This is a genomic window from Streptomyces sp. NRRL S-1022, from assembly GCF_000720135.1.
Taxonomy (GTDB): Bacteria; Actinomycetota; Actinomycetes; order Streptomycetales; family Streptomycetaceae; genus Streptomyces.
Window position 1 is genome coordinate 135,749 of the sequence record NZ_JOIU01000016.1, and the last position, 20,439, is coordinate 156,187.

At 74.0% G+C, this 20,439-nt stretch carries 12 protein-coding genes and 1 pseudogene; 10 read left to right on the forward strand and 3 right to left on the reverse strand.

Annotated elements, in window-relative coordinates; genetic code table 11:
• Positions 1-43: 43 nt before the first annotated feature.
• Positions 44-373, reverse strand: a complete 330-nt coding sequence (locus IG05_RS0123595) for a WhiB family transcriptional regulator (RefSeq protein ID WP_030345524.1) — start codon at positions 371-373, stop codon at positions 44-46.
• A 381-nt stretch (positions 374-754) separates the two neighbouring features.
• Here IG05_RS0123595 and IG05_RS0123600 point away from each other — a divergent pair, with 381 nt between their 5' ends.
• The 4 genes from IG05_RS0123600 (at position 755) to IG05_RS0123615 (ending at position 5,940) form a co-directional block, all read left to right on the forward strand.
• Complete coding sequence (locus IG05_RS0123600) at positions 755-1,366, forward strand: response regulator transcription factor (protein WP_003948568.1); 612 nt, start codon at positions 755-757, stop codon at positions 1,364-1,366.
• Positions 1,367-2,409: 1,043 nt separating this feature from the next.
• Positions 2,410-2,997, forward strand: coding sequence for a sigma-70 family RNA polymerase sigma factor (locus IG05_RS0123605; RefSeq protein ID WP_030345526.1), 588 nt, complete (start codon positions 2,410-2,412; stop codon positions 2,995-2,997).
• A gap of 164 nt (positions 2,998-3,161) precedes the next feature.
• The gene (guaB, locus tag IG05_RS0123610; RefSeq protein ID WP_030345527.1) at positions 3,162-4,670 is read left to right on the forward strand and encodes an IMP dehydrogenase; all 1,509 of its coding nucleotides are present in this window, start codon (positions 3,162-3,164) and stop codon (positions 4,668-4,670) included.
• Between the two features lie 145 nt (positions 4,671-4,815).
• Positions 4,816-5,940, forward strand: a complete 1,125-nt coding sequence (locus IG05_RS0123615) for a GuaB3 family IMP dehydrogenase-related protein (RefSeq protein WP_030345529.1) — start codon at positions 4,816-4,818, stop codon at positions 5,938-5,940.
• 165 nt (positions 5,941-6,105) lie between these two features.
• Here IG05_RS0123615 and IG05_RS0123620 read toward each other — a convergent pair whose 3' ends face one another.
• Positions 6,106-7,314: a nucleotide sugar dehydrogenase gene (locus IG05_RS0123620; RefSeq protein ID WP_030345530.1), complete on the reverse strand. Its 1,209-nt coding sequence runs from the start codon at positions 7,312-7,314 to the stop codon at positions 6,106-6,108.
• A 281-nt stretch (positions 7,315-7,595) separates the two neighbouring features.
• Between IG05_RS0123620 and IG05_RS0123625 the strand changes: the two genes are divergently transcribed.
• Positions 7,596-9,302 carry a glycerol-3-phosphate dehydrogenase/oxidase gene (locus tag IG05_RS0123625; RefSeq protein ID WP_030345532.1) on the forward strand — a complete coding sequence of 569 codons (1,707 nt, stop codon included), beginning with the start codon at positions 7,596-7,598 and terminating at the stop codon, positions 9,300-9,302.
• Between the two features lie 117 nt (positions 9,303-9,419).
• Here IG05_RS0123625 and IG05_RS42485 read toward each other — a convergent pair.
• Positions 9,420-10,474 (reverse strand): annotated as a pseudogene (locus IG05_RS42485) (serine hydrolase domain-containing protein).
• Positions 10,475-10,644: 170 nt separating this feature from the next.
• Between IG05_RS42485 and IG05_RS0123635 the strand changes: the two are divergent.
• The 5 genes from IG05_RS0123635 to IG05_RS0123655 all read left to right on the forward strand — a co-directional run bounded on the left by IG05_RS0123635 (position 10,645) and on the right by IG05_RS0123655 (position 20,392).
• Positions 10,645-12,717, forward strand: coding sequence for a serine/threonine-protein kinase (locus IG05_RS0123635; RefSeq protein ID WP_030345534.1), 2,073 nt, complete (start codon positions 10,645-10,647; stop codon positions 12,715-12,717).
• Positions 12,718-12,850: 133 nt separating this feature from the next.
• Positions 12,851-15,571: a protein kinase gene (locus tag IG05_RS0123640; RefSeq protein WP_199808368.1), complete on the forward strand. Its 2,721-nt coding sequence runs from the start codon at positions 12,851-12,853 to the stop codon at positions 15,569-15,571.
• 162 nt (positions 15,572-15,733) lie between these two features.
• Positions 15,734-17,518: a serine/threonine-protein kinase gene (locus IG05_RS0123645; RefSeq protein ID WP_030345538.1), complete on the forward strand. Its 1,785-nt coding sequence runs from the start codon at positions 15,734-15,736 to the stop codon at positions 17,516-17,518.
• Positions 17,519-17,627: 109 nt separating this feature from the next.
• Positions 17,628-19,328 (forward strand): serine/threonine-protein kinase, encoded by a 1,701-nt coding sequence (locus IG05_RS0123650; protein WP_030345539.1) that lies wholly within the window; start codon positions 17,628-17,630, stop codon positions 19,326-19,328.
• Between the two features lie 77 nt (positions 19,329-19,405).
• Positions 19,406-20,392: a serine/threonine-protein kinase gene (locus IG05_RS0123655; protein ID WP_030345541.1), complete on the forward strand. Its 987-nt coding sequence runs from the start codon at positions 19,406-19,408 to the stop codon at positions 20,390-20,392.
• Positions 20,393-20,439: the final 47 nt, after the last annotated feature.

Here is a 20,439-nt window from a genome sequence, read left to right on the forward strand (position 1 = left end):
GCGTGCCCGGTCATGGTTCCCATATGGGTGAAGAAACGTTCCTTCAGTGATTCGAAGCGGTGTCCCCGCCGGTGGTGGACGCCGCCACCAGGCGGTTGCGTGCCCGCCCCATCAACTCCTCACGCTCGTCCTCGGTCAGTCCGCCCCAGACCCCGTACGGCTCGCGCACCGCCAACGCGTGCGCCGCGCACTCCGCACGGACCGGGCACCTCATGCAGACCTCTTTGGCCGAGTTCTCGCGAGCGCTCCGAGCCGCCCCGCGCTCGCCCTCCGGGTGGAAGAAGAGCGAGCTGTCCACCCCGCGGCAGGCAGCGAGCAGCTGCCAGTCCCACAGGTCCGCGTTCGGTCCGGGAAGGCGGGAGAAATCTGCCATTACGTGACCCCTTGTCGCCGTTCTGGGCGGATACGGTGCCAACGACCGTACATCTCCGGTCTAAGGAGATGAAAATATGACTCATTGCGAATCTAGCCCCGGACACTGCAAAACGGGAAGAAAAAGGGCCAAATGGGGCATAGGTTGTGATGAAAACTTGTGGGTCCGTTCGGCATGTCTGCACCGTGTCGGTCCCCTCACGTAGAGTGCCGAAGACGGCACGCGGCCCCGTAACTCTTTCGAGTGACCGTCGTTGAGAGTGCGGAGGCGGTTGAAAACATAAGGGCTCGGGCAGGCGTCCGAGACGGTCGACCGCACAGGTGACGATTCCGTACCAGCCTGGAGGCTCAAGGTGACGCGCATCAGCTGCGGAGGGCGGTCATGACATCCGTCCTCGTCTGCGACGACTCCCCGCTTGCCCGAGAAGCGCTGCGACGCGCGGTCGCGACCGTGCCCGGTGTCGAGCGTGTGACGACGGCGGCCAACGGCGAGGAAGTCCTCCGCCGCTGGGGCGCCGACCGCTCCGACCTCATCCTGATGGACGTGCGCATGCCCGGCCTGGGCGGCGTCGAGACCGTGCGCCGGCTGCTGTCGGCCGACCCCGGCGCGCGCATCATCATGCTCACCGTCGCCGAGGACCTCGACGGCGTGGCCCTCGCGGTCGCCGCCGGCGCGCGTGGCTACCTGCACAAGGACGCCTCGCGCGCGGAGCTGCGCGCCACGGTGACGCAGGCCCTCGCCGACCCGACCTGGCGGCTCGCCCCGCGCCGCCTGCGCTCGGCCGAGATGGGCGCCGCGCCCACGCTCACCGCGCGCGAGATCCAGGTCCTGGAGGGCATGAGCCACGGCCGCTCGAACGCCGAGATCGGCCGTGAGCTGTTCCTCTCCGAGGACACGGTCAAGACGCACGCCCGGCGCCTGTTCAAGAAGCTCGGCGCGTCGGACCGGGCCCACGCGGTGGCCCTCGGCTTCCGCTGGGGACTGGTCAGGTAACGATGCGGGGCCCTGCGGGCCGCCGGACACCGGTCACCATCCGGTACGGCTCCCGCGTGCGGCATCGGCACGGGCGGTCGGTCGGCTTGCCGGCGGGTGGCTCGCGGGCGGTTCGTCCGCCGGCGGGTGGCCGGCCGGTGGTTCGTTCGTCGGCGGGTGGCCCGTGGGCGGGCGGCCGGCCGGCGGGTGCTTCGCCGACGGGTGTCCGGCTGATGTCCCGCGCGCCGGAGCTGATGTCCCGTACGCCGGAGGCCGACTCGACCACGGGCGTCCGGCCGGCGGGTGGCCCGTCGGCGGCCGGCTCGCGCACGTCCGGTCCGCTCACGGCCAGGCTCGGCCGGGTCGGTCCGGCGGATCGGTGGGCCGGGGGCGTGGTGCTCCCGGTGCTCCTGCATGGCGCCGTCGGGGAAGCGCGGGGTGGCCGGAAGGCGCCGTACGTCTTCCCTGCCGGTGTGCTCGCCGGCTCGCTTCGGGCGCTCGCGCGCTCCCCGGGCCGCTGCGCGCCGTACTCCCACGCCCGTGCGCGCCGAGGCGGCGCCCGGGCGGGCCGTGGCGTGCGGTGGCCGGCAGGGGCGCGGTGCTCGCACCGTGACCGGGTCGCGCCTTGACGTGCGCGCGTGACGCCTCGGCGTCGCGGGCGGCGGGACGGGCAGGTCACCGCGCCCGGCACCCGGTCGGCACGGCCGTACGACACCGCCGTACCCGCAGGCCGGCGAGCGCGCCCCGCACCGGCGCCTGGTGGTACGCCCCGCGAAACAAAGCGCTCCGGCGCGCAAAGCGGCCCCACACGGTACGCGAACGCGCCGGCGTACTGCACCCCCGAACCCCCTGGAGGGGCCCGTGCAAGTCGGCCCGCCGGACGCGCGCTGCTCGTTTCGGCGCGGATGCCGCATCCTTGAGTTGTGGAGTCTCTCGGGGACGAGTCGGTCGAGCGGAAGGGGAGGGCGCAGGGAATGAGTGCCGGCGCACCTGCTCATAACGCTTCGGTGCACAACCACGAACACGATGCGACGGACCGGGCGGCCTCAGGGCACCATGGACCGATGCGCGACGACGAGGCGGGCACGGCCCCTGGGGCGTTCGGTGCGCTCGTGCATCGTGCCGTCGACGGGGACGAGCAGGCCACGCACGATCTGCTCGCCCATGTCCACCCCTTGGCGCTGCGCTACTGCCGCACCCGGCTGTCCCGGCTGCCCGGCGACGCGCGCCACTTCGTGGAGGACCTCGCCCAGGAGGTCTGCGTGGCGGTCCTCCTGGCCCTGCCCCGCTACCGCGACACCGGCCGCCCCTTCGAGGCGTTCGTCTTCGCCATCGCCTCCCACAAGGTCGCCGACCTCCAGCGCGCGGCGATGCGCCACCCCGGGTCGACCGCGGTGCCGTCCGACGAGATGCCCGAGCGGCCCGACGACTCCCTCGGCCCCGAGGAGCGCGCCCTGCTCAGCAGCGACGCCGAGTGGGCCAAGAAACTGCTGGCCAACCTGCCTGAGAACCAGCGCGAGCTGCTCCTGCTGCGCATCGCCGTGGGCTTGACCGCAGAGGAGACCGGGCAGATGTTGGGAATGTCACCCGGCGCGGTCCGGGTGGCCCAGCACCGGGCGCTGAGCCGCCTCAGGGCGCTCGCCGAACAGTAATCCCCCCTGCGGAGAGCCCCCGTGGGTCCTCCGCTGAACAGGTACGCCATCGGTTCCGTACGAACATACGAAGCCCGAAGCGACCCCCTACCGTGGAATTTGCTAGCGACGCTTCCCGTTAGCATGGACATCCGCACCGATCAAGGCCATTTGGGGAAGGTGTCATGACTGCCAACGTCGACGGAGTGCCCGGTAAATTCGCGACACTCGGGCTGACCTACGACGACGTGCTGCTGCTGCCGGGCCCGTCGGACATGGCACCCGACGAGATCGACACCGCCTCGTACGTCTCCAAGAACGTGCGGGTCAACATCCCGCTGCTGTCCGCCGCCATGGACAAGGTGACCGAGTCCCGCATGGCGATCGCGATGGCCCGCCAGGGCGGCGTCGGCGTCCTGCACCGCAACCTCTCCATCGAGGACCAGGCCAACCAGGTCGACCTGGTGAAGCGCTCCGAGTCGGGCATGGTCACCGACCCGATCACCATCCACCCGGAGGCCACGCTCGCCGAGGCCGACGCGCTGTGCGCCAAGTTCCGCATCAGCGGCGTGCCGGTGACCGACGGCGACAAGAAGCTGCTCGGCATCGTCACCAACCGGGACATGGCCTTCGAGAGCGACCGCAGCCGCCGCGTGCGCGAGGTCATGACCCCGATGCCGCTGGTCACCGGCAAGGTCGGCATCTCCGGCCCGGAGGCCATGGAGCTGCTGCGCAAGCACAAGATCGAGAAGCTGCCGCTGGTCGACGACGAGGGCCTCCTCAAGGGTCTGATCACGGTCAAGGACTTCGTCAAGGCGGAGAAGTACCCGAACGCCGCCAAGGACGCCGAGGGCCGCCTGCTGGTCGGCGCCGCGGTCGGTGTCGCCGGTGACGCCTTCGAGCGCGCCCAGGCCCTGATCGAGGCGGGCGTCGACTTCATCGTCGTGGACACCGCGCACGGCCACTCCCGCCTGGTCGGCGACATGATCGCCAAGATCAAGTCGAACTCCTCCGGCGTCGACGTCATCGGCGGCAACGTCGCCACCCGCGACGGCGCGCAGGCGCTGGTCGACGCGGGCGCCGACGGCATCAAGGTCGGTGTCGGACCGGGCTCCATCTGCACGACCCGCGTGGTCGCCGGCGTCGGCGTCCCCCAGGTCACCGCGATCTACGAGGCCGCGCTCGCCGCGAAGGACGCCGGTGTCCCGGTCATCGGCGACGGCGGCCTGCAGTACTCCGGCGACATCGCCAAGGCCCTGGTCGCGGGCGCCGACACGGTGATGCTCGGCTCGCTGCTCGCGGGCTGCGAGGAGTCCCCGGGCGAGCTGCTGTTCATCAACGGCAAGCAGTTCAAGTCGTACCGCGGCATGGGCTCGCTCGGCGCCATGCAGACCCGCGGCGACCGCAGGTCGTTCTCCAAGGACCGTTACTTCCAGGAGGGCGTCGCCTCCGACGAGCAGCTGATCCCCGAGGGCATCGAGGGCCAGGTGCCCTACCGCGGCCCGCTGTCCTCCGTCGTCCACCAGCTGGTCGGCGGCCTGCGCCAGTCGATGTTCTACGTCGGCGGCCGGACCGTCCCCGACCTCCAGGCGAACGGCCGGTTCGTGCGGATCACCTCGGCGGGTCTGAAGGAGAGCCACCCGCACGACATCCAGATGACGGTCGAGGCGCCGAACTACAGCAGCAAGCGGTAGCTCCTAGCTCCCAGGTCGCACGCGCGGGCCTCTCGCGCGCGCGTGAAGCCGGTCGAAGGGCGGCCCCGGACCATCCGGGGCCGCCCTTGTCGTACCCGTCGGCGATACTGGAAGGCGCTGCAACGCATAGGGAAAGGCCACCAACGTGACTGAGATCGAGATCGGGCGCGGCAAGCGCGGCCGCCGGGCGTACGCCTTCGACGACATCGCCGTCGTCCCCAGCCGCCGTACGCGGGACCCGAAGGAGGTCTCGATCGCCTGGCAGATCGACGCCTACCGCTTCGAGCTGCCCTTCCTGGCCGCCCCCATGGACTCCGTGGTCTCCCCGGCCACCGCGATCCGCATCGGCGAGCTGGGCGGCCTCGGTGTGCTCAACCTCGAAGGCCTGTGGACGCGGCACGAGGACCCGCAGCCGCTGCTGGACGAGATCGCCGAGCTGCCCGCCGAGCAGGCGACCCGCCGCCTCCAGGAGATCTACGCGGCACCGATCAAGGAGGAGCTGATCGGCGCCCGCATCAAGGAGGTCCGCGACTCCGGCGTGGTCACCGCCGCGGCACTCTCCCCGCAGCGCACCGCCCAGTTCTCCAAGGCGGTCGTGGACGCGGGCGTGGACATCTTCGTCATCCGCGGTACGACGGTCTCGGCGGAGCACGTGTCGTCCTCGCACGAGCCGCTGAACCTGAAGCAGTTCATCTACGAGCTGGACGTCCCGGTGATCGTCGGCGGCTGCGCCACCTACACCGCCGCCCTGCACCTGATGCGCACCGGCGCGGCCGGCGTCCTGGTCGGCTTCGGCGGCGGCGCCGCGCACACCACGCGCAACGTCCTCGGCATCCAGGTCCCGATGGCCACGGCCGTCGCCGACGTGGCCGCGGCCCGCCGGGACTACATGGACGAGTCCGGCGGCCGGTACGTGCACGTGATCGCCGACGGCGGCGTCGGCTGGTCCGGCGACCTGCCCAAGGCGATCGCCTGCGGCGCCGACGCGGTCATGATGGGCTCCCCGCTGGCCCGGGGCACCGACGCGCCCGGCAAGGGCCACCACTGGGGCATGGAGGCGGTGAACGAGGAGCTGCCGCGCGGCCAGAAGGTCGACCTCGGCACGGTCGGCACGATCGAGGAGATCCTCACCGGACCGTCCCACACCCCGGACGGCTCCATGAACTTCTTCGGCGCCCTGCGCCGCGCCATGGCCACCACCGGCTACAGCGAGCTGAAGGAGTTCCAGCGCGTCGAGGTGACGGTCGCGGACAGCCAGCACCGCCGCTGACCACCGGCACGCGCCCATGGCACGGCAGGGGCCGGTCATCCCGAGCGGATGACCGGCCCCTGCGCGTGCCGGCTTCGGCCGTGGCCCTTCGCAGCCGGTGCGCTGCGCGCCCGCTTCACAGCCGGTGCGCTGCCCCTGTTTCGCAGCCGGCGCGCTGCCGTCGTTTCACAGCCGGTGCGCCGCCCCCGTGGGCGTGGCCCCCCGCGTGTCCAGCAGCAGCTGGGCCTTCACCGACAGGCCCTGCAGGTCGTACGTGCGGTGCTGCTGGAGCAGGATCGTGAGGTCGGCCTCGGCGGCGGCCTCGTACAGGGAGTCCGCACGGGGGACCGGGCGGTCCAGGACGCTCCACGCGGGCACGTACGGGTCGTGGTAGCTCACGGCCGCGCCCAGCCCCATCAGCCGTACGGCGATCTCCTGGGCCGGGGTGCCCTGCAGATCCGCGATGTCGGGCTTGTAGGTGACGCCGAGCAGCAGCACACGGGCCCCGCGCGCGGACTTGCCGTGTTCGTTCAGGAGCGTGGCCGCGCGCTGGACGACGTACCGGGGCATCCGGTTGTTGACCTGCTGGGCCAGCTCGACCATGCGCAGGGTGCGGGTCGCGTGCCCGGTGAGGTCCTGGGCCGCGCCGTGTCCGCCGACCCCGGGGCCCGGCCGGAACGCCTGGAAACCGAACGGCTTCGTCTCCGCGCAGCGGATGACGTCCCACAGGTCCACGCCCAGCTCGTGGCAGAGGACGGCCATCTCGTTGACGAGCGCGATGTTGACGTGCCGGTAGTTGGTCTCCAGCAGCTGCACCGTCTCCGCCTCGCGCAGCCCGCGCGCGCGGACGACCTTGTCGGTGAGCCGGCCGTAGAACGTGGCGGCCGACTCCGTGCAGGCGGGGGTGAGGCCGCCGATCACCTTGGGGGTGCCGGCGGGCGTGCGGTCCCGGCTGCCGGGGTCGACGCGGCTGGGGGAGTAGGCGAGGTGGAAGTCGCGGCCGGCGCGCAGACCCGAGCCCTTCTCCAGCAGCGGGCGCAGGAACTCCTCCGTCGTCCCGGGCAGCACCGGCGACTCCAGGATCACCGTGGTGTGCGGGCGGAGCCGCGCCGCGAGGGTGCGGGCCGCCGCCTCGACCTGGCCCAGGTCGAGCGCGCCGTCGGTACCGCGCGGGGTGGGCGCGCAGATCACCGCGGTGCGCACCCGGCCGAGCTGGGCCGGGTCGCTCAGCGGCCGGAAGCCGGCGGAGTGCATCCGGCGCAGCTCCGCCGGGCTGAGCGAGCCGGCCTCGGGGCCGGTGGCATAGCCGACGGTGGAGACACCGGCGGCGACGGCGGCCTGGGCGAGCGGCAAGCCGTAGGGACCGAGTCCGATGACGGCGAGGTCTGCGGGCATGGCGTGAGCCGTCCTTCCCAGTAACCGAAGCGGGACAGGTGCGCAAGCGCTGTGGACAGGATGAGCGAGTGCACTGCCAGACTAGGTACACATATGACCGTTATGTGTGATTGTGTTTGTGTGTCTTCCAAGGGTTGTGCGCGAGTTGTCCACAGGTGGGGAGCCCGTGGTGGCTGACACCGGACAACCCCGTCAGAATTTGGGCATGAGGAGGGGGTGAACCGGGCTTCGCCCTCCGGGTGCGGCCGACGCGAGCGGGAGTGCGACAGCGGGAGGCAGCGGTGAGGACAGCGACTCTGGGCCCGGCGCAGCGCGCCGAGGCACTGGCGGCGATGGCGGAACGCGAGCTGGACGTGCTGGTGGTCGGCGGCGGAGTGGTGGGAGCCGGCACCGCGCTGGACGCCGTCACCCGCGGCCTGTCCACCGGCCTGGTCGAGGCCCGCGACTGGGCGTCCGGCACCTCCAGCCGGTCCAGCAAACTGATCCACGGCGGCCTGCGCTACCTGGAGATGCTCGACTTCGCCCTGGTCCGCGAGGCCCTCAAGGAGCGCGGCCTGCTGCTGGAGCGGCTCGCCCCGCACCTGGTCAAGCCGGTGCCGTTCCTCTACCCGCTCCAGCACAAGGGCTGGGAGCGGCTCTACGCCGGCTCGGGCGTCGCGCTGTACGACGCGATGTCGATGGCCCGCGGCCACGGCAGGGGCCTGCCCCTGCACCGGCACCTGACCCGCCGTCACGCCCTGCGCGTGGCCCCCTGTCTGAGGAAGGACGCCCTGGTCGGCGCCCTGCAGTACTACGACGCCCAGGTGGACGACGCCCGTTTCGTGGCCAACCTGGTGCGCACGGCCGCGTCCTACGGCGCGAAGGTGGCCAACCGCGCGCGCGTGACCGGCTTCCTGCGCGAGGGCGAGCGGGTCGTCGGGGCCCGGGTGCAGGACGTGGAGGCCGGCGGGGAGTACGAGATCCGCGCCCAGCAGGTCGTCAACGCCACCGGCGTGTGGACCGACGACACGCAGGCCATGGTCGGCGAGCGCGGGCAGTTCCACGTCCGCGCCTCCAAGGGCATCCACCTGGTCGTGCCCAAGGACCGCATCCACTCCACCACCGGCCTGATCCTGCGCACCGAGAAGTCCGTGCTCTTCGTCATCCCCTGGGGCCGGCACTGGATCGTCGGCACCACCGACACCGGCTGGGACCTGGACAAGGCCCACCCGGCCGCCTCCAGCGCCGACATCGACTACCTGCTGGAACACGTCAACTCGGTGCTCGCCGTGCCGCTGAGCCGCGACGACGTCCAGGGGGTGTACGCCGGGCTGCGCCCGCTGCTGGCCGGCGAGTCCGACGCCACCAGCAAGCTGTCGCGCGAGCACACGGTGGCCCATCCGGCGCCGGGGCTGGTCGTCGTGGCGGGTGGCAAGTACACCACCTACCGGGTGATGGCCAAGGACGCCGTGGACGAGGCGGTGCACGGCCTCGACATGCGCGTCGCCGACTGCGTGACCGAGGAGACCCCGCTGATCGGAGCGGAGGGCTACCAGGCGCTGTGGAACGCGCGCGCACGCATAGCCGCCCGGACCGGACTGCACGTGGTCCGCGTGGAACACCTGCTGAACCGGTTCGGCTCCCTGGCCGAGGAGGTCCTGGACCTCATCGCCGCCGACCCCGCGCTCGGCGAGCCGCTGCACGCCGCCGACGACTACCTGCGTGCCGAGGTGGTGTACGCCGCCTCGCACGAGGGCGCCCGGCACCTGGACGACGTCCTCACCCGCCGCACCCGCATCTCCATCGAGACCTTCGACCGCGGCACCCGCAGCGCCCGCGAGGCCGCCGAGCTGATGGCGCCGGTCCTCGGCTGGGACAAGGACCAGATCGAGCGCGAGGTCGAGCACTACGAGAAGCGGGTCGAGGCCGAGCGCGAGTCCCAGCTCCAGCCGGACGACCAGACGGCGGACGCGGCGAGGCTGGGAGCCCCGGACATCGTCCCGCTGTGACCACCGACCCGGTCCCGTCCCCGACCCGGTCCCGTCCCCGGTCCGTCCCCGTCCCCGTTCCCAGCTTCACCCGGACGAGTGACGTGGGGCGGGATCTCAGCCCGGAGCCCAGCCGTTCTACCGGGTGCGAGGGCAGAACTCGGCGGCGAGCAGGGCCGGTTCGAGGCGGGGGTCTGCGATCGCGTCCGTGTTCACCCGGAAGGTGAGGACACGGCGGCCGTCGGCGGTGGCCGCGCTGCGCACGTAGCTGCCGGATATCCGGCCGTTGTGCCCCACACGGTGGTACCGCACGGCAGCTTCACCGGAAACAGCCCCATGCCGTACGAGCCGTGTGCGGCACGGGTGTCGAGCATCTCGCGCAGCCGGCGCGGGGGCAGCAGCCGGCCGCCGAGCATGGCCGCGTAGAAGCGGTCGAGGTCGGCCAGCGTGGTCACCAGCTCACCCGCCGCGCCGGCCACGCGCGGGTCGAGCTCGGTGACGTCGGAGCCGTCTGCCGCGTAGGCACGCCCGTGCGGCGAGGGCAGAGACCTGCGGGACCCGGGAAAGGAGGTACCCGTCAGACCCAGCGGAGCGATGACACGGCGCTCGGCCTCGGTGGCGTAGGAGTGACCGGTGACCTGGCGGACGACCAGGCCGAGCACAACGTAGTCGGTGCTGGAGTAGGAGTAACGGCCCGGGCGGGCCGGAGGGAGGGAGAGTGCGATGCGTACCGCCTGAAGCGCAGTCAGCGGCACGGTGCCACCGGTGGCTTCGGCGAAGTCGGCCAGCCCGGCGGTGTGGCTGAGCTGGGCCCCCAGGGCGATGTGGCGGCCGTCGGTGCCGCGCCCGCGCAGCAGTCCCGGCAGGTGCTGCTCCACGGTGTCGGACAGGGAGAGCCGGTGCTCCGCGGCCAGCTGGAGCACCACCGTCGCGACGAAGGTCTTGGTGATGCTGCCGGCCCGGAAGTGGTCGGCGCGGGTGATGCCCTGCCCGGCGGCCGCGTAGCGCAGGCGCACCCCGTCCGTGCCGGCGTCCCGGACCAGCAGGGCCGCGGTGGGTGCTCCGCCGTCGTGGACGAAGAACGGCAGGACCGAGTCCGTGGCGACGGCCGGTGCGGCGTCCTGGGAGGCGGCCGGGGCGAGCAGCAGCGCCGGACATGCCGGTATGGACAGGAGTGTCCGAAGCGCCGGCATCCCGGTTCCTCCCTTCTTACGACCCATCATCCCGGTAAGCGGAACCACCGCTTCAGGAGGGTTCGGGGGCCGTGGACGGCGGCCCGGGGCCAGTGGCACCCTGGGCGTCGGGCACTTGTCGGGTGAGAGACAATGGAGGCTCTGTCAGGGCGGGTTGTATGAGGGGACGCATGTCGGAGGCGGAGCGGGCGGGTGCATCCCGTCAGGAGACTCGTCAGGGCAAGAGCGAGCGGCGTCTCCTCGCCGGGCGGTACCGGCTGGGAGACGTGCTGGGCCGGGGCGGTATGGGCACGGTCTGGCGTGCCGAGGACGAGACCCTGGGCCGGACGGTCGCCGTCAAGGAGCTGCGGTTCCCGTCGAACATCGACGAGGAGGAGAAGCGGCGCCTGATCACGCGCACCCTGCGCGAGGCCAAGGCGATCGCCCGGATCCGCAACAACAGCGCGGTGACGGTCTTCGACGTGGTCGACGAGGACGACCGGCCGTGGATCGTCATGGAGCTGGTCGAGGGCAAGTCCCTGGCCGAGGTCATCCGCGAGGACGGCGTGCTGGAGCCGAAGCGTGCCGCCGAGGTGGGTCTCGCCATCCTCGACGTGCTGCGCTCCGCACACCGGGAGGGCATCCTGCACCGGGACGTGAAGCCGTCCAACGTGCTCATCGCCGAGGACGGCCGGGTGGTGCTCACCGACTTCGGTATCGCACAGGTCGAGGGCGACCCGTCCATCACCTCCACCGGCATGCTCGTCGGCGCCCCTTCCTACATCTCGCCGGAGCGGGCCCGCGGCCACAAGCCGGGCCCGGCGGCCGACCTCTGGTCGCTCGGCGGTCTGCTGTACGCGGCGGTCGAGGGCTCGCCGCCCTACGACAAGGGCTCGGCGATCGCCACGCTCACCGCGGTGATGACCGAGCCGCTGGAGGAGCCCAAGAACGCGGGACCGCTCCGGGACGTCATCTACGGCCTGCTGTCGAAGGATCCGGCCAAGCGGCTCGACGACGCCGGGGCCCGCTCCATGCTCAACGCGGTGATACGCGCGCCCGAGCCGGAGCCGATGGACGCCACGCGGGTGGTCCCGCTGCCGGTGCAGCCCGGCGGCCCGGAGGGCAAGCGGGGCGAGGTGCCCGGGGAGAAGCTGCGCGGCGCGCTGCGGTCGGTCCGCAAGGCGGCCGGTGTGGCCACCGGCGCCGCGTCGGCGCGGACCAAGACCGGCAGCGAGCCGGCCGCCCCCGGCGCCACCCGCACTCCGGGCGCGGGGGGCGCGGTCGCCGGGGGCACGCGGCCCGGTGCGCCCGGTGCTCCTGCTGCGCCCGGTGTTCCCGGCGGGCCGGGGACCGGGGCCGGTGCGCGGCCCGGGGGGCCGGTGTCCGGTGCCGCCGGCGCGCCGAACTCCGGAGCGAAGAAGACGAGTTCCGGCTGGCCCGTGGTGCCGCCGCCGGACCTGGACCTGCCGCCGCGGCCGGTGCCGAGGGCGCCGCTGACCGATGTGGTGCCCCGGCGCACGCTGATCGTCATCGCCGTGATCGTCGCCCTCGCGGTGCTCGGGACCGTGCTGGCCATCACCCTGAGCGGCGACGACAGCAAGGGCGGCAAGAGCGGGGCCAAGGCCGTGAGCAGCGCGAGCGCGTCCGCCAAGCGGGACAAGGACAGCGGGAGCGGCACGGACACCGGGAAGCGGACGGACGGGGCGAGTTCGACGGCCGCCGGCAACGGTTCCGGACCGGACGGCACCGCGCGGACCGAGGCGAGCCGCTCCGCCGGCGGCTCCGACTCCGACGCGTCCGGCACCTCCGGGTCGAAGGACGGCGGGAGCGCCCCGGTGGTCTCGACCCGCAAGAGCGGCCAGGGCTACTCGATCGGGCTGCCCAAGGGGTGGAAGTACCGGTCCACCGGAGGCGCCGGCGACCGCTACGCCGGGCCCGGCGGGCAGAAGCTGCTCGTCGCCTGGACCGGCACGCCCAAGGGCGACCCGGTGGCGGACTGGCGGAACCAGGAGCGCTACATGGTGCGCTCCCAGTACCACCGGATCCGGATCGAGAAGGCGGACTACCGCGGCTGGAACACCGCCGACTGGGAGTTCACCTACACCGAGGACGGCACCGGGTACCGCACGATCGACCGGGGTTTCGTGGTGAACGACCACCTCGGTTACGCGCTGATGTACACGGCGAAGGACGCCGACTGGCACGGCGATCTGCGCAAGGACACCTGGAAGACGCTGACGAAGTCCTTCGAACCCAAGTCATAAGCGCCGTGCGCCGGTTTGGTGCGTGAGAATCCGTCATCCTCTCAATGCGGGTTGCCTCCGGCACGTATCGTGAAGGGTCGCGGACCGTACGCAGCCGCATGCGTGTGCGAAACGGACCGTGAGGCGATCGGGTATGACCAACCGGGCGGCCGGGGGAGGCGCAGTGGACGACTACGCGGGTCGGGTGCTCGCCGACCGCTACCGCCTGCCACTGCCGCCGTCCGACGAGTACGAACTCACCGAGACCCGCGCCTTCGACACCTACAGCGGTCAGGAAGTCATCGTCCGGCAGGTGCCGTTGCCCGAGGTGGTCGAGGCGGAGGTGCTCGACGCGGAGGGGCTTCCCGAGGGGTTCACCGCACGGCAGCGCGGCCGCCGGGCGCCCGAGGCCCGGGCCGCCACCCGGCAGCCGGCCGATCCCGCGGTGCGGCGCGCCGTCGAGGCCGCACAGGCCGCGGCCGGCATACCCGACCACCCGCGCCTGGACCAGGTCTTCGACGTGTTCGCCGAGGGCGGGTCGCTGTGGATCGTCAGCGAGCGGGTGGCCGCGCGTCCGCTGGCCGCCCTGCTCGCCCAGCAGCCGTTGTCGCCGTACCGGGCGGCCGAGGTCGCCTCCGATGTGCTCATGGCGCTCCGGGTGCTGCACGCCCACGGCTGGGTGCATCGCAACGTCACCGCCCGTACCGTCCTGGTCTGCGACGACGGCCGTGTGATGCTCACCGGTCTGGCGGCCGGCGCGGCGGAGGAGGCGCTGTGCGGGTACGACCCGGTGCCGGCGCCCGAGGACCCGGACGGGGGCGGTGAGCCGGACTCCGCCGGCGGCCCCGTCGGGTCCGGCCCGGGCACATGGGTCACCGGAGTGCCCGGCGAGCCGGCCGGGGACCTCGATCCCGAGGCCGCGCGGCGGGCCGCGATCCAGGCGCGCGCGGCCGGCGGGCTCCCGGCGCCGGACCCGGACGGGCCGTCGGGTCCGGCCGGACAGCCGGCCCTGGAGAGCGGCGCCGACATCCGGGCCGCCCGGGCCGGGGCCATCGCCGCGTACCGCGCGGGCGCCCGCGCCGCCGCCCGGGTGCACGAGGCCCAGCAGGGCGAGCACGCGGCCCTGCCGGGTGCCCGTCCCTTCGCCGAGGGTGACAGCGGCGCCGAGCCGGACCCGTACTCCTCCCGGATACGTGAGGCCCGGCAGAACGGGCGTGCCGCCCTCCCGGGTGCCCGTTCGCCCGCCGAGGGGGACAGCGGCGGTGCGGGGCCGGACGAGGGCGCGTCGGTGTACCCGTACGCCCCGGAGCCGGGGAGCGCGGGGCCGCCCGGGCGGACAGCCGACCCCTACGGGGTGCGCGGTGCCCCGTGGCACGGCGCCGGGCCGCGCACCGGAGCCGGCGCTACGCCCCCGGCCCTGAGCGGCGGTGCGCGCCGGCCGGGGCTGCCGGCGGCGGATCCCCGGCCGGGGCACACCCTCGTGCCGGGCCAGGGGCACGCCCCCGTGCCGGGACGGGATCACGCCCCGGGTGCCGAGCCGGCCTCCGGGGCCGGGCGCCAGGGCGCCGGTCCCGCCGTGCCCGCGCGGGCGGGCGGCCGGTGGGACGAGCCGGGCGCCGTACGCCGGGGGCCCGGGACCGCGCTGGCCGCCGAGCGGGCGCGGCAGGTACGGATGACCGTGGTGGGACCGGTGACCGAGCGCTGGGCGCCGGAGCAGGCCGGTCCCGTGCACGAGAACTGGCAGCTGGCCGCGCCGATCGGTCCGGCCACCGACCTGTGGGCGCTGGGCGCGCTGCTGTTCCGGGCCGTGCAGGGGCATGCGCCGTACCCGGAGGAGTCGACGGCCGAGCTGGTGCAGCTGGTGTGCGCCGAGCCGCCCGCCTTCGCCGAGGAGTGCGGCCCGCTGCGGCCGGTCGTGGAGTCGCTGCTGCGCCAGGACCCCACCGAGCGGCCGGACGTGGAGGAGCTGAGCGGCTGGCTGCGGTCGCTGGTGCGGTCCGCGCCCGAGCCGGACGCCGGCACCCATGTCGTACCGGTGCCGCCCGCCGACCCGAGCCGGCTGCCGATCGTGCGGCGCCGCGGCGAGCTGGTGCGCCGGCGGCGCGCCGGGCTGCCCGCGGCCCATCCGCACGGCCGGCACAAGCGGGCCAGGGAGGGCGCCCGTTCGCCGCGCAGCCTGGGCCGGACCCTGCTCCTGCTGATCCTGCTCCTGCTGGCCGGCGCGATCGCGTACGCGATGCTGTTCATGCCCGAGCAGGGTGCGGACGGCGCGGCGGGCGGCGACCGTACCGGCGGCGCCGGCCAGGCGAGCACCGCGCCCTCGCACACCGGGCAGCCGTCCGGCGGACCGAGCGCGCCGGGCGGCGACGCCACCGCCTCCGCGCCCGCGACCGAGACGCAGACCGGCGGTGACCCCTCCGTGCCCGACGGGTTCACGCTGCGGAAGGACCCGGACGGCTTCCGGATCGCCGTCGCCGAGGGCTGGGACCGCACCCCGAAGAACAGCAGCGGCCAGGTGGTGTACGCGCACGGGAACTTCGAGCTGATCGTCGTACCAGGCCGGGACGGCACGTCCGCGTACGGCAGCGATCCGATGGTCTACCAGCGGGACAAGGAGCGCGAACTCCAGCCGTACCGCGACTCCAGCTGGGCCACGGCCTCCGGTCTGCGGACCATCGAAGTGGGCGGACGCACCATGGCGGAGGGGCAGTTCACCTGGACCGACGGGCAGGGCCGGGACCTGTTCGTGCGCAACATGGCGCTGCTGCTGGACGGGCGGTACCACATCGTCCAGGTGCGCGGCCCGGAGGCCGAGCGGGACGAGGTGACACGGCTGTACGAACAGGCCACGGCGACGTATCGCTACACCGGTTGAGCAGCGTGTGGCCGGGGTGGGACGAAGTGCTTCCGGTTCCCTCTCCCGCGCGGAAATGGTTATCGTCACAGTGCGGTTTCCTTCGCACCCCGCCGGTTCCCTGCGGGCAGGCCGGTCCTTAGTCTGACCCTGTCAAGAGCATTGCGGGGCAACGTGAATCAGATGCAGGGCCTGCTCATAGCGGGCCGCTACCGGCTCGCCGAATCCATCGGCAGCGGGGGCATGGGCCGGGTGTGGCGCGCCCACGACGAGGTGCTGCACCGGAAGGTCGCCATCAAGGAGTTGACCGCCGCGCTCTACGTCTCCGACAGCGACCGGGCCGTCCTGCTCGCCCGTACCCGGGCCGAGGCGCGGGCCGCCGCGCGCATCAACCACTCCGCCGTCGTCACCGTGCACGACGTGCTGGAACACGACGGCCGCCCGTGGATCGTGATGGAGCTGGTCGAGGGCGCCTCGCTGGCCGACACGGTCAAGGAGCGGGGGCGTGTGGAGCCGGCGGAGGCCGCGCGGATCGGGCTGTGGGTGCTGCGGGCGCTGCGCGCCGCGCACACCGCCGGGGTGCTGCACCGGGACGTCAAGCCGGGCAACGTGCTGCTCGGCGCGGACGGCCGGGTCCTGCTCACCGACTTCGGCATCGCCCAGATCGAGGGCGACACCACCATCACGCGCACCGGGGAGGTCGTCGGCTCGGTCGACTACCTGGCGCCCGAGCGGGTGCGCGGCCACGATCCCGGCCCGGCCTCCGACCTGTGGGCGCTCGGCGCCACGCTGTTCACGGCGGTCGAGGGGCGCTCGCCGTTCCGGCGCACCTCGCCGCTCGGCACCATGCAGGCGGTCGTCGAGGAGGAGGCGGGCGAACCGCGCCACGCCGGTCCGCTCGCCCCGGTCATCGCCGCGCTCCTGCACAAGGAACCGGCCCGGCGGCCGGGCGCGGAGGAGACCGAGCAGATGCTCGCCGAGGCGGCGGAGGGCCGCCGCCCGCGCGCGGCACAGGCATTCGTCCCGACCCAGGGCTCGGGCGTCCGGACAGCCCCCGGCGCGGGCCCGGACACGCCCGCCCCCGGTGAACTCCCGCGCGCCGGCTACGGCCCGGGCGGCGCGCACGGCGCCGGTTCCGGGACGGCGGCCGTCGAGTACGGCTCCGGTTCCGGGACTCCGGTGCCCGGGCACGGTTCGGCCGGTCCCGGCCCCGACGTGGTGGCGGGCGGTCCCGGCGCGGGCCGTTCCGCGACCGGGCCGACGGCTGTGGCGCCGGCGGGCGGCGCGTTCGCGGCCGGCGGGCCGGCGCGGAACCGGCCCCGCCGCCGGCTGCGCACCCTCGTGCTGGTCGTCGCCCTCGCGGCGGTGCTCGGCGGTGCCGGCGCGGTCGCGATCCGGCAGTGGGGCGGTATGGAGAGCCGGTCCGGCGGCGGGACGAGCCCGGCCCCGGCGCCCGCCGGCACCGACACGCCCGGGCCCGGCGGCGCGCTGCCGGCCGGCTGGACCACGTACCACGACCCGCTGGGCTTCAGCCTGTCCCTGCCCAAGGGCTGGAAGCGCAAGGTGTACGGCATCGACGGCGACCTCAAGCAGATCGACTACACACCCGACAAGGGCCTGCACTTCGTCCGCATCGCCGTCGACAGCTCACCGGACTACGCCGACGCCCTCTCCCACCAGAAGGACCTGGAACAGCAGCTCCACCGGCTGGTCGGCTACCGGCGTGTCTCGATGGAGGAGAACCTCTACCGCGACCGCAAGGGCGCGCGGTGGGAGTACACCTGGACCGCGCTGAAGAAGGACCCGCCGTACGTGGCCGGTCCGCGCCACGCGGTCGAGGAGACGTACTTCTCGCGCCAGGGCACCGAATACGCGATCTACATGTCCTCGCCGGCCGGTGACTGGGCGACGGTCGGCGAGCAGTTCACCTGGGTGCTGCGCGGCTGGCAGGAGCCGGACGAGGGCTGAGCCGGCCGGCCCGGCGCGCCCGAGTCGGCCGAAAATGGCTGGCCGTGCGGTGTGTCTTGGCCGGGCGGTGCCCCGGAGGGCGGGCATCCGGTGCGGCATGATGGGGCTCATGGGGACCGAGGGAGCCGGCTTCCGGCTGATCGCGGGCCGTTACCGCCTGGAGGAACGCATCGGGCGCGGCGGCATGGGCGTCGTGTGGCGGGCCGGCGACCAGGTGCTGGGCCGTCAGGTGGCGGTCAAGGAACTCCTCCCGGACGACTCGCTCCCGGACGAGGACGCGCGCCGCCGCCGTGACCGCACGTTCCGCGAGGCCCGCGCGGTCTGCCAGTTACGGCACCCGCACATCATCGTCGTGCACGACGTGGTCGAGCAGGACGAACGTCCCTACCTCATCATGGAGTTGATCGACGGCGGCTCGCTCGCCGAGCGGATCGCCCGGCAGGGCCCGGTGGACGCCGCCGAGGCCGCGCGGATCGGTGTCGCCCTGCTGAGCGCGGTGCGCACCGCGCACGAGGCGGGCGTGCTGCACCGGGACATCAAGCCCGCGAACGTCCTGATCGAGTCCGGCACGGACCGGGTCGTCCTCACCGACTTCGGGATCGCGCAGGTCGAGGGCGCCACCACGCTCACCGAGACCGGCTCGTTCGTCGGCTCCCCCGAATACACCGCGCCGGAGCGGATGTCGGGGCTGCGCACCGGACCGGAGTCCGACCTGTGGTCGCTGGGCGCGCTGCTGTGCACGGCGCTCAGCGGCGAGTCGCCGTTCCGGCGCGACTCGCTCGGCGGCATCCTGCACGCCGTCGTCACCGACGACATCCGCCCGCCGGCCCAGGCCGAACCGCTGCTGCCCGTCGTACGGGGCCTGCTGGAGCGCGACCCGGACCGGCGGCTGGACGCGGCGGACGCCGAGCGGATGCTGCGCACGTACCTGGAGACCGGCCGGACGCCGGACGCGCCCGGCCAGGGCACCGCGGGGACGCACGGCGGCGGGCTCATCCACCGGATCGGCGCCGGCCGCACACCGAAGCCCCCCGCGCCCTACTCGCCGACCCAGCCGGACCTGCCGTACGGCACGCCGCCGCCACCGCCCGCCCCGGCCCGCACGGCCGCGGACGCGGCCCCGGCCCGCTCGTCGCGGCGCGCGGTCCTGGTGGCGGCGCTGCTCGTCGCCGCGCTGGCCGGGGCCGGCGTGTCGGCAGCCGCGCTGCTGGTGCACCGGGGCGGCGGGGGCGGCGGCACGCCGGGCGGTACGGCGACGTCCCCGGCCACCCGGACCGGTACCGGAGGTACGGCCGGCTCGCCCACCCCGACCGGGACCCGGCCGGCGCCGGCGCCCACCCCCGGTGCCGGCGGCTCGCACACCGCGCCCTCCGGTTACCGCACGGCCCGCGACCCGGCCGGCTTCTCCCTCGCGGTACCGGAGGACTTCACCCGCAGCCCGCAGGGGCAGCGCGTCTTCTACCTCTCGCCGGGCCAGATCTTCCGCCTGGGCGTCAGGATCGGCGCGCCCCAGCCGGGCGGCCCCGAGAGCGTGATGAACCGCTCGGCCGCCGCCGGCCCGTCCACCAACCCCGGCTACCACGACGGCCGGGTCACCCGCACCACGCACGACGGCCACCCGGCCGCGTTCTGGGAGTTCACCTGGGACGGCTTCAGCGCGGCCGAGGGCCCCCGGCACACCTACGACCTGTGCTGGGAGCAGAACGGGCTGCTGTACGACGTGTGGGTCTCGGCGCCGGTCGGGAAGGTGCAGGAGGCACGGGAGTACTTCGACGTGGCGGTCGACACCTTCTCGGCCCCGGACGCGTGACCGGCCCGCCGCCCGCCAACGGGCCCCGCTGACGCCCCGCTTCGACAACGGCCCGTCGCGCACGGTACTCATGTGGCATGACCGAAGACGGCGAACACCCGCCCGACGCACGTCTGATCGGCGGCCGTTACCGGCTGACCGGACGTCTCGGGGCCGGCCCGGCCGGGATCGTGTGGCGTGCCCGGGACGAGCAGGGGGAGGGGGAGGTCGCCCTCAAGGAGCCGCTGCTGCCGGGCGATCCGGCCGCCGACGAGGACAGCGGGCGCCTCGCGCACCGGCTGCACCACGAGGCCCGGGCCGCCACCCGGGTGCGGCACCCCTCGGCCGTGACGGTGTACGACGTCGTCACCGAGGCCGGTATCCCCTGGATCGTGATGGAGCTGGTGTCCGGCGAGTCGCTGCGCGAGGTGCTGCGGCGCGGGCCGCTCCCGGCCGCCGAGGCCGCGCGGATCGGGCTCGCGGTGCTCGGCGCGCTGCGCGCCGCCCACGCCGTCGGCATCGTGCACCGGGACGTCAAGCCGGCCAACGTGCTGCTGGAGTCCGGCACCGGGCGGGTCGTCGTCACCGACTTCGGGATCGGCGGCGGGCACGCGCCGGACGTGCCCGCCGGTTTCGCCGCCCCCGAGCGGGCGGCGGGTCCCGGGGCCGGCCCGGCGAGCGATCTGTGGTCCCTGGGCGCGTTGCTGCGGGCCGCCGTGGGGGACACGGACCCCGGCCCGCTGGGCCCGCTGGGCCCGCTGCTGGACCGGCTGGCGGCCGACGAGCCGGCGGCGCGGCCGGACGCGGCGGAGGTCGAGGCCGTACTCCGCGACCACCTGGGCGAGACCGCCGCACCGCAACCGGCGCCCGCCCCCGCCGGTTCCGAGCCCGCCACTCCTGTCCCCGCGCCCGCCGGCGCCGGCTCCGAGCCCACCACCCCCGACCGCGCGCCCGCCCTCGCCGGCCCGGACCCCGCCCCCGCCGGCTCCGAGTCCGTCACCCCCGACCCCGGGCCGCCCGCGTCCCGCCGCACGCCGCTGGCCGCGCTCGGCCTGCTCCTGTCGAGAAAAACCGAAGTCGACTGATCGTTTCCGCTCGTCTCCCTCAACGCCCTGATCAGCGCGTTCTCTGC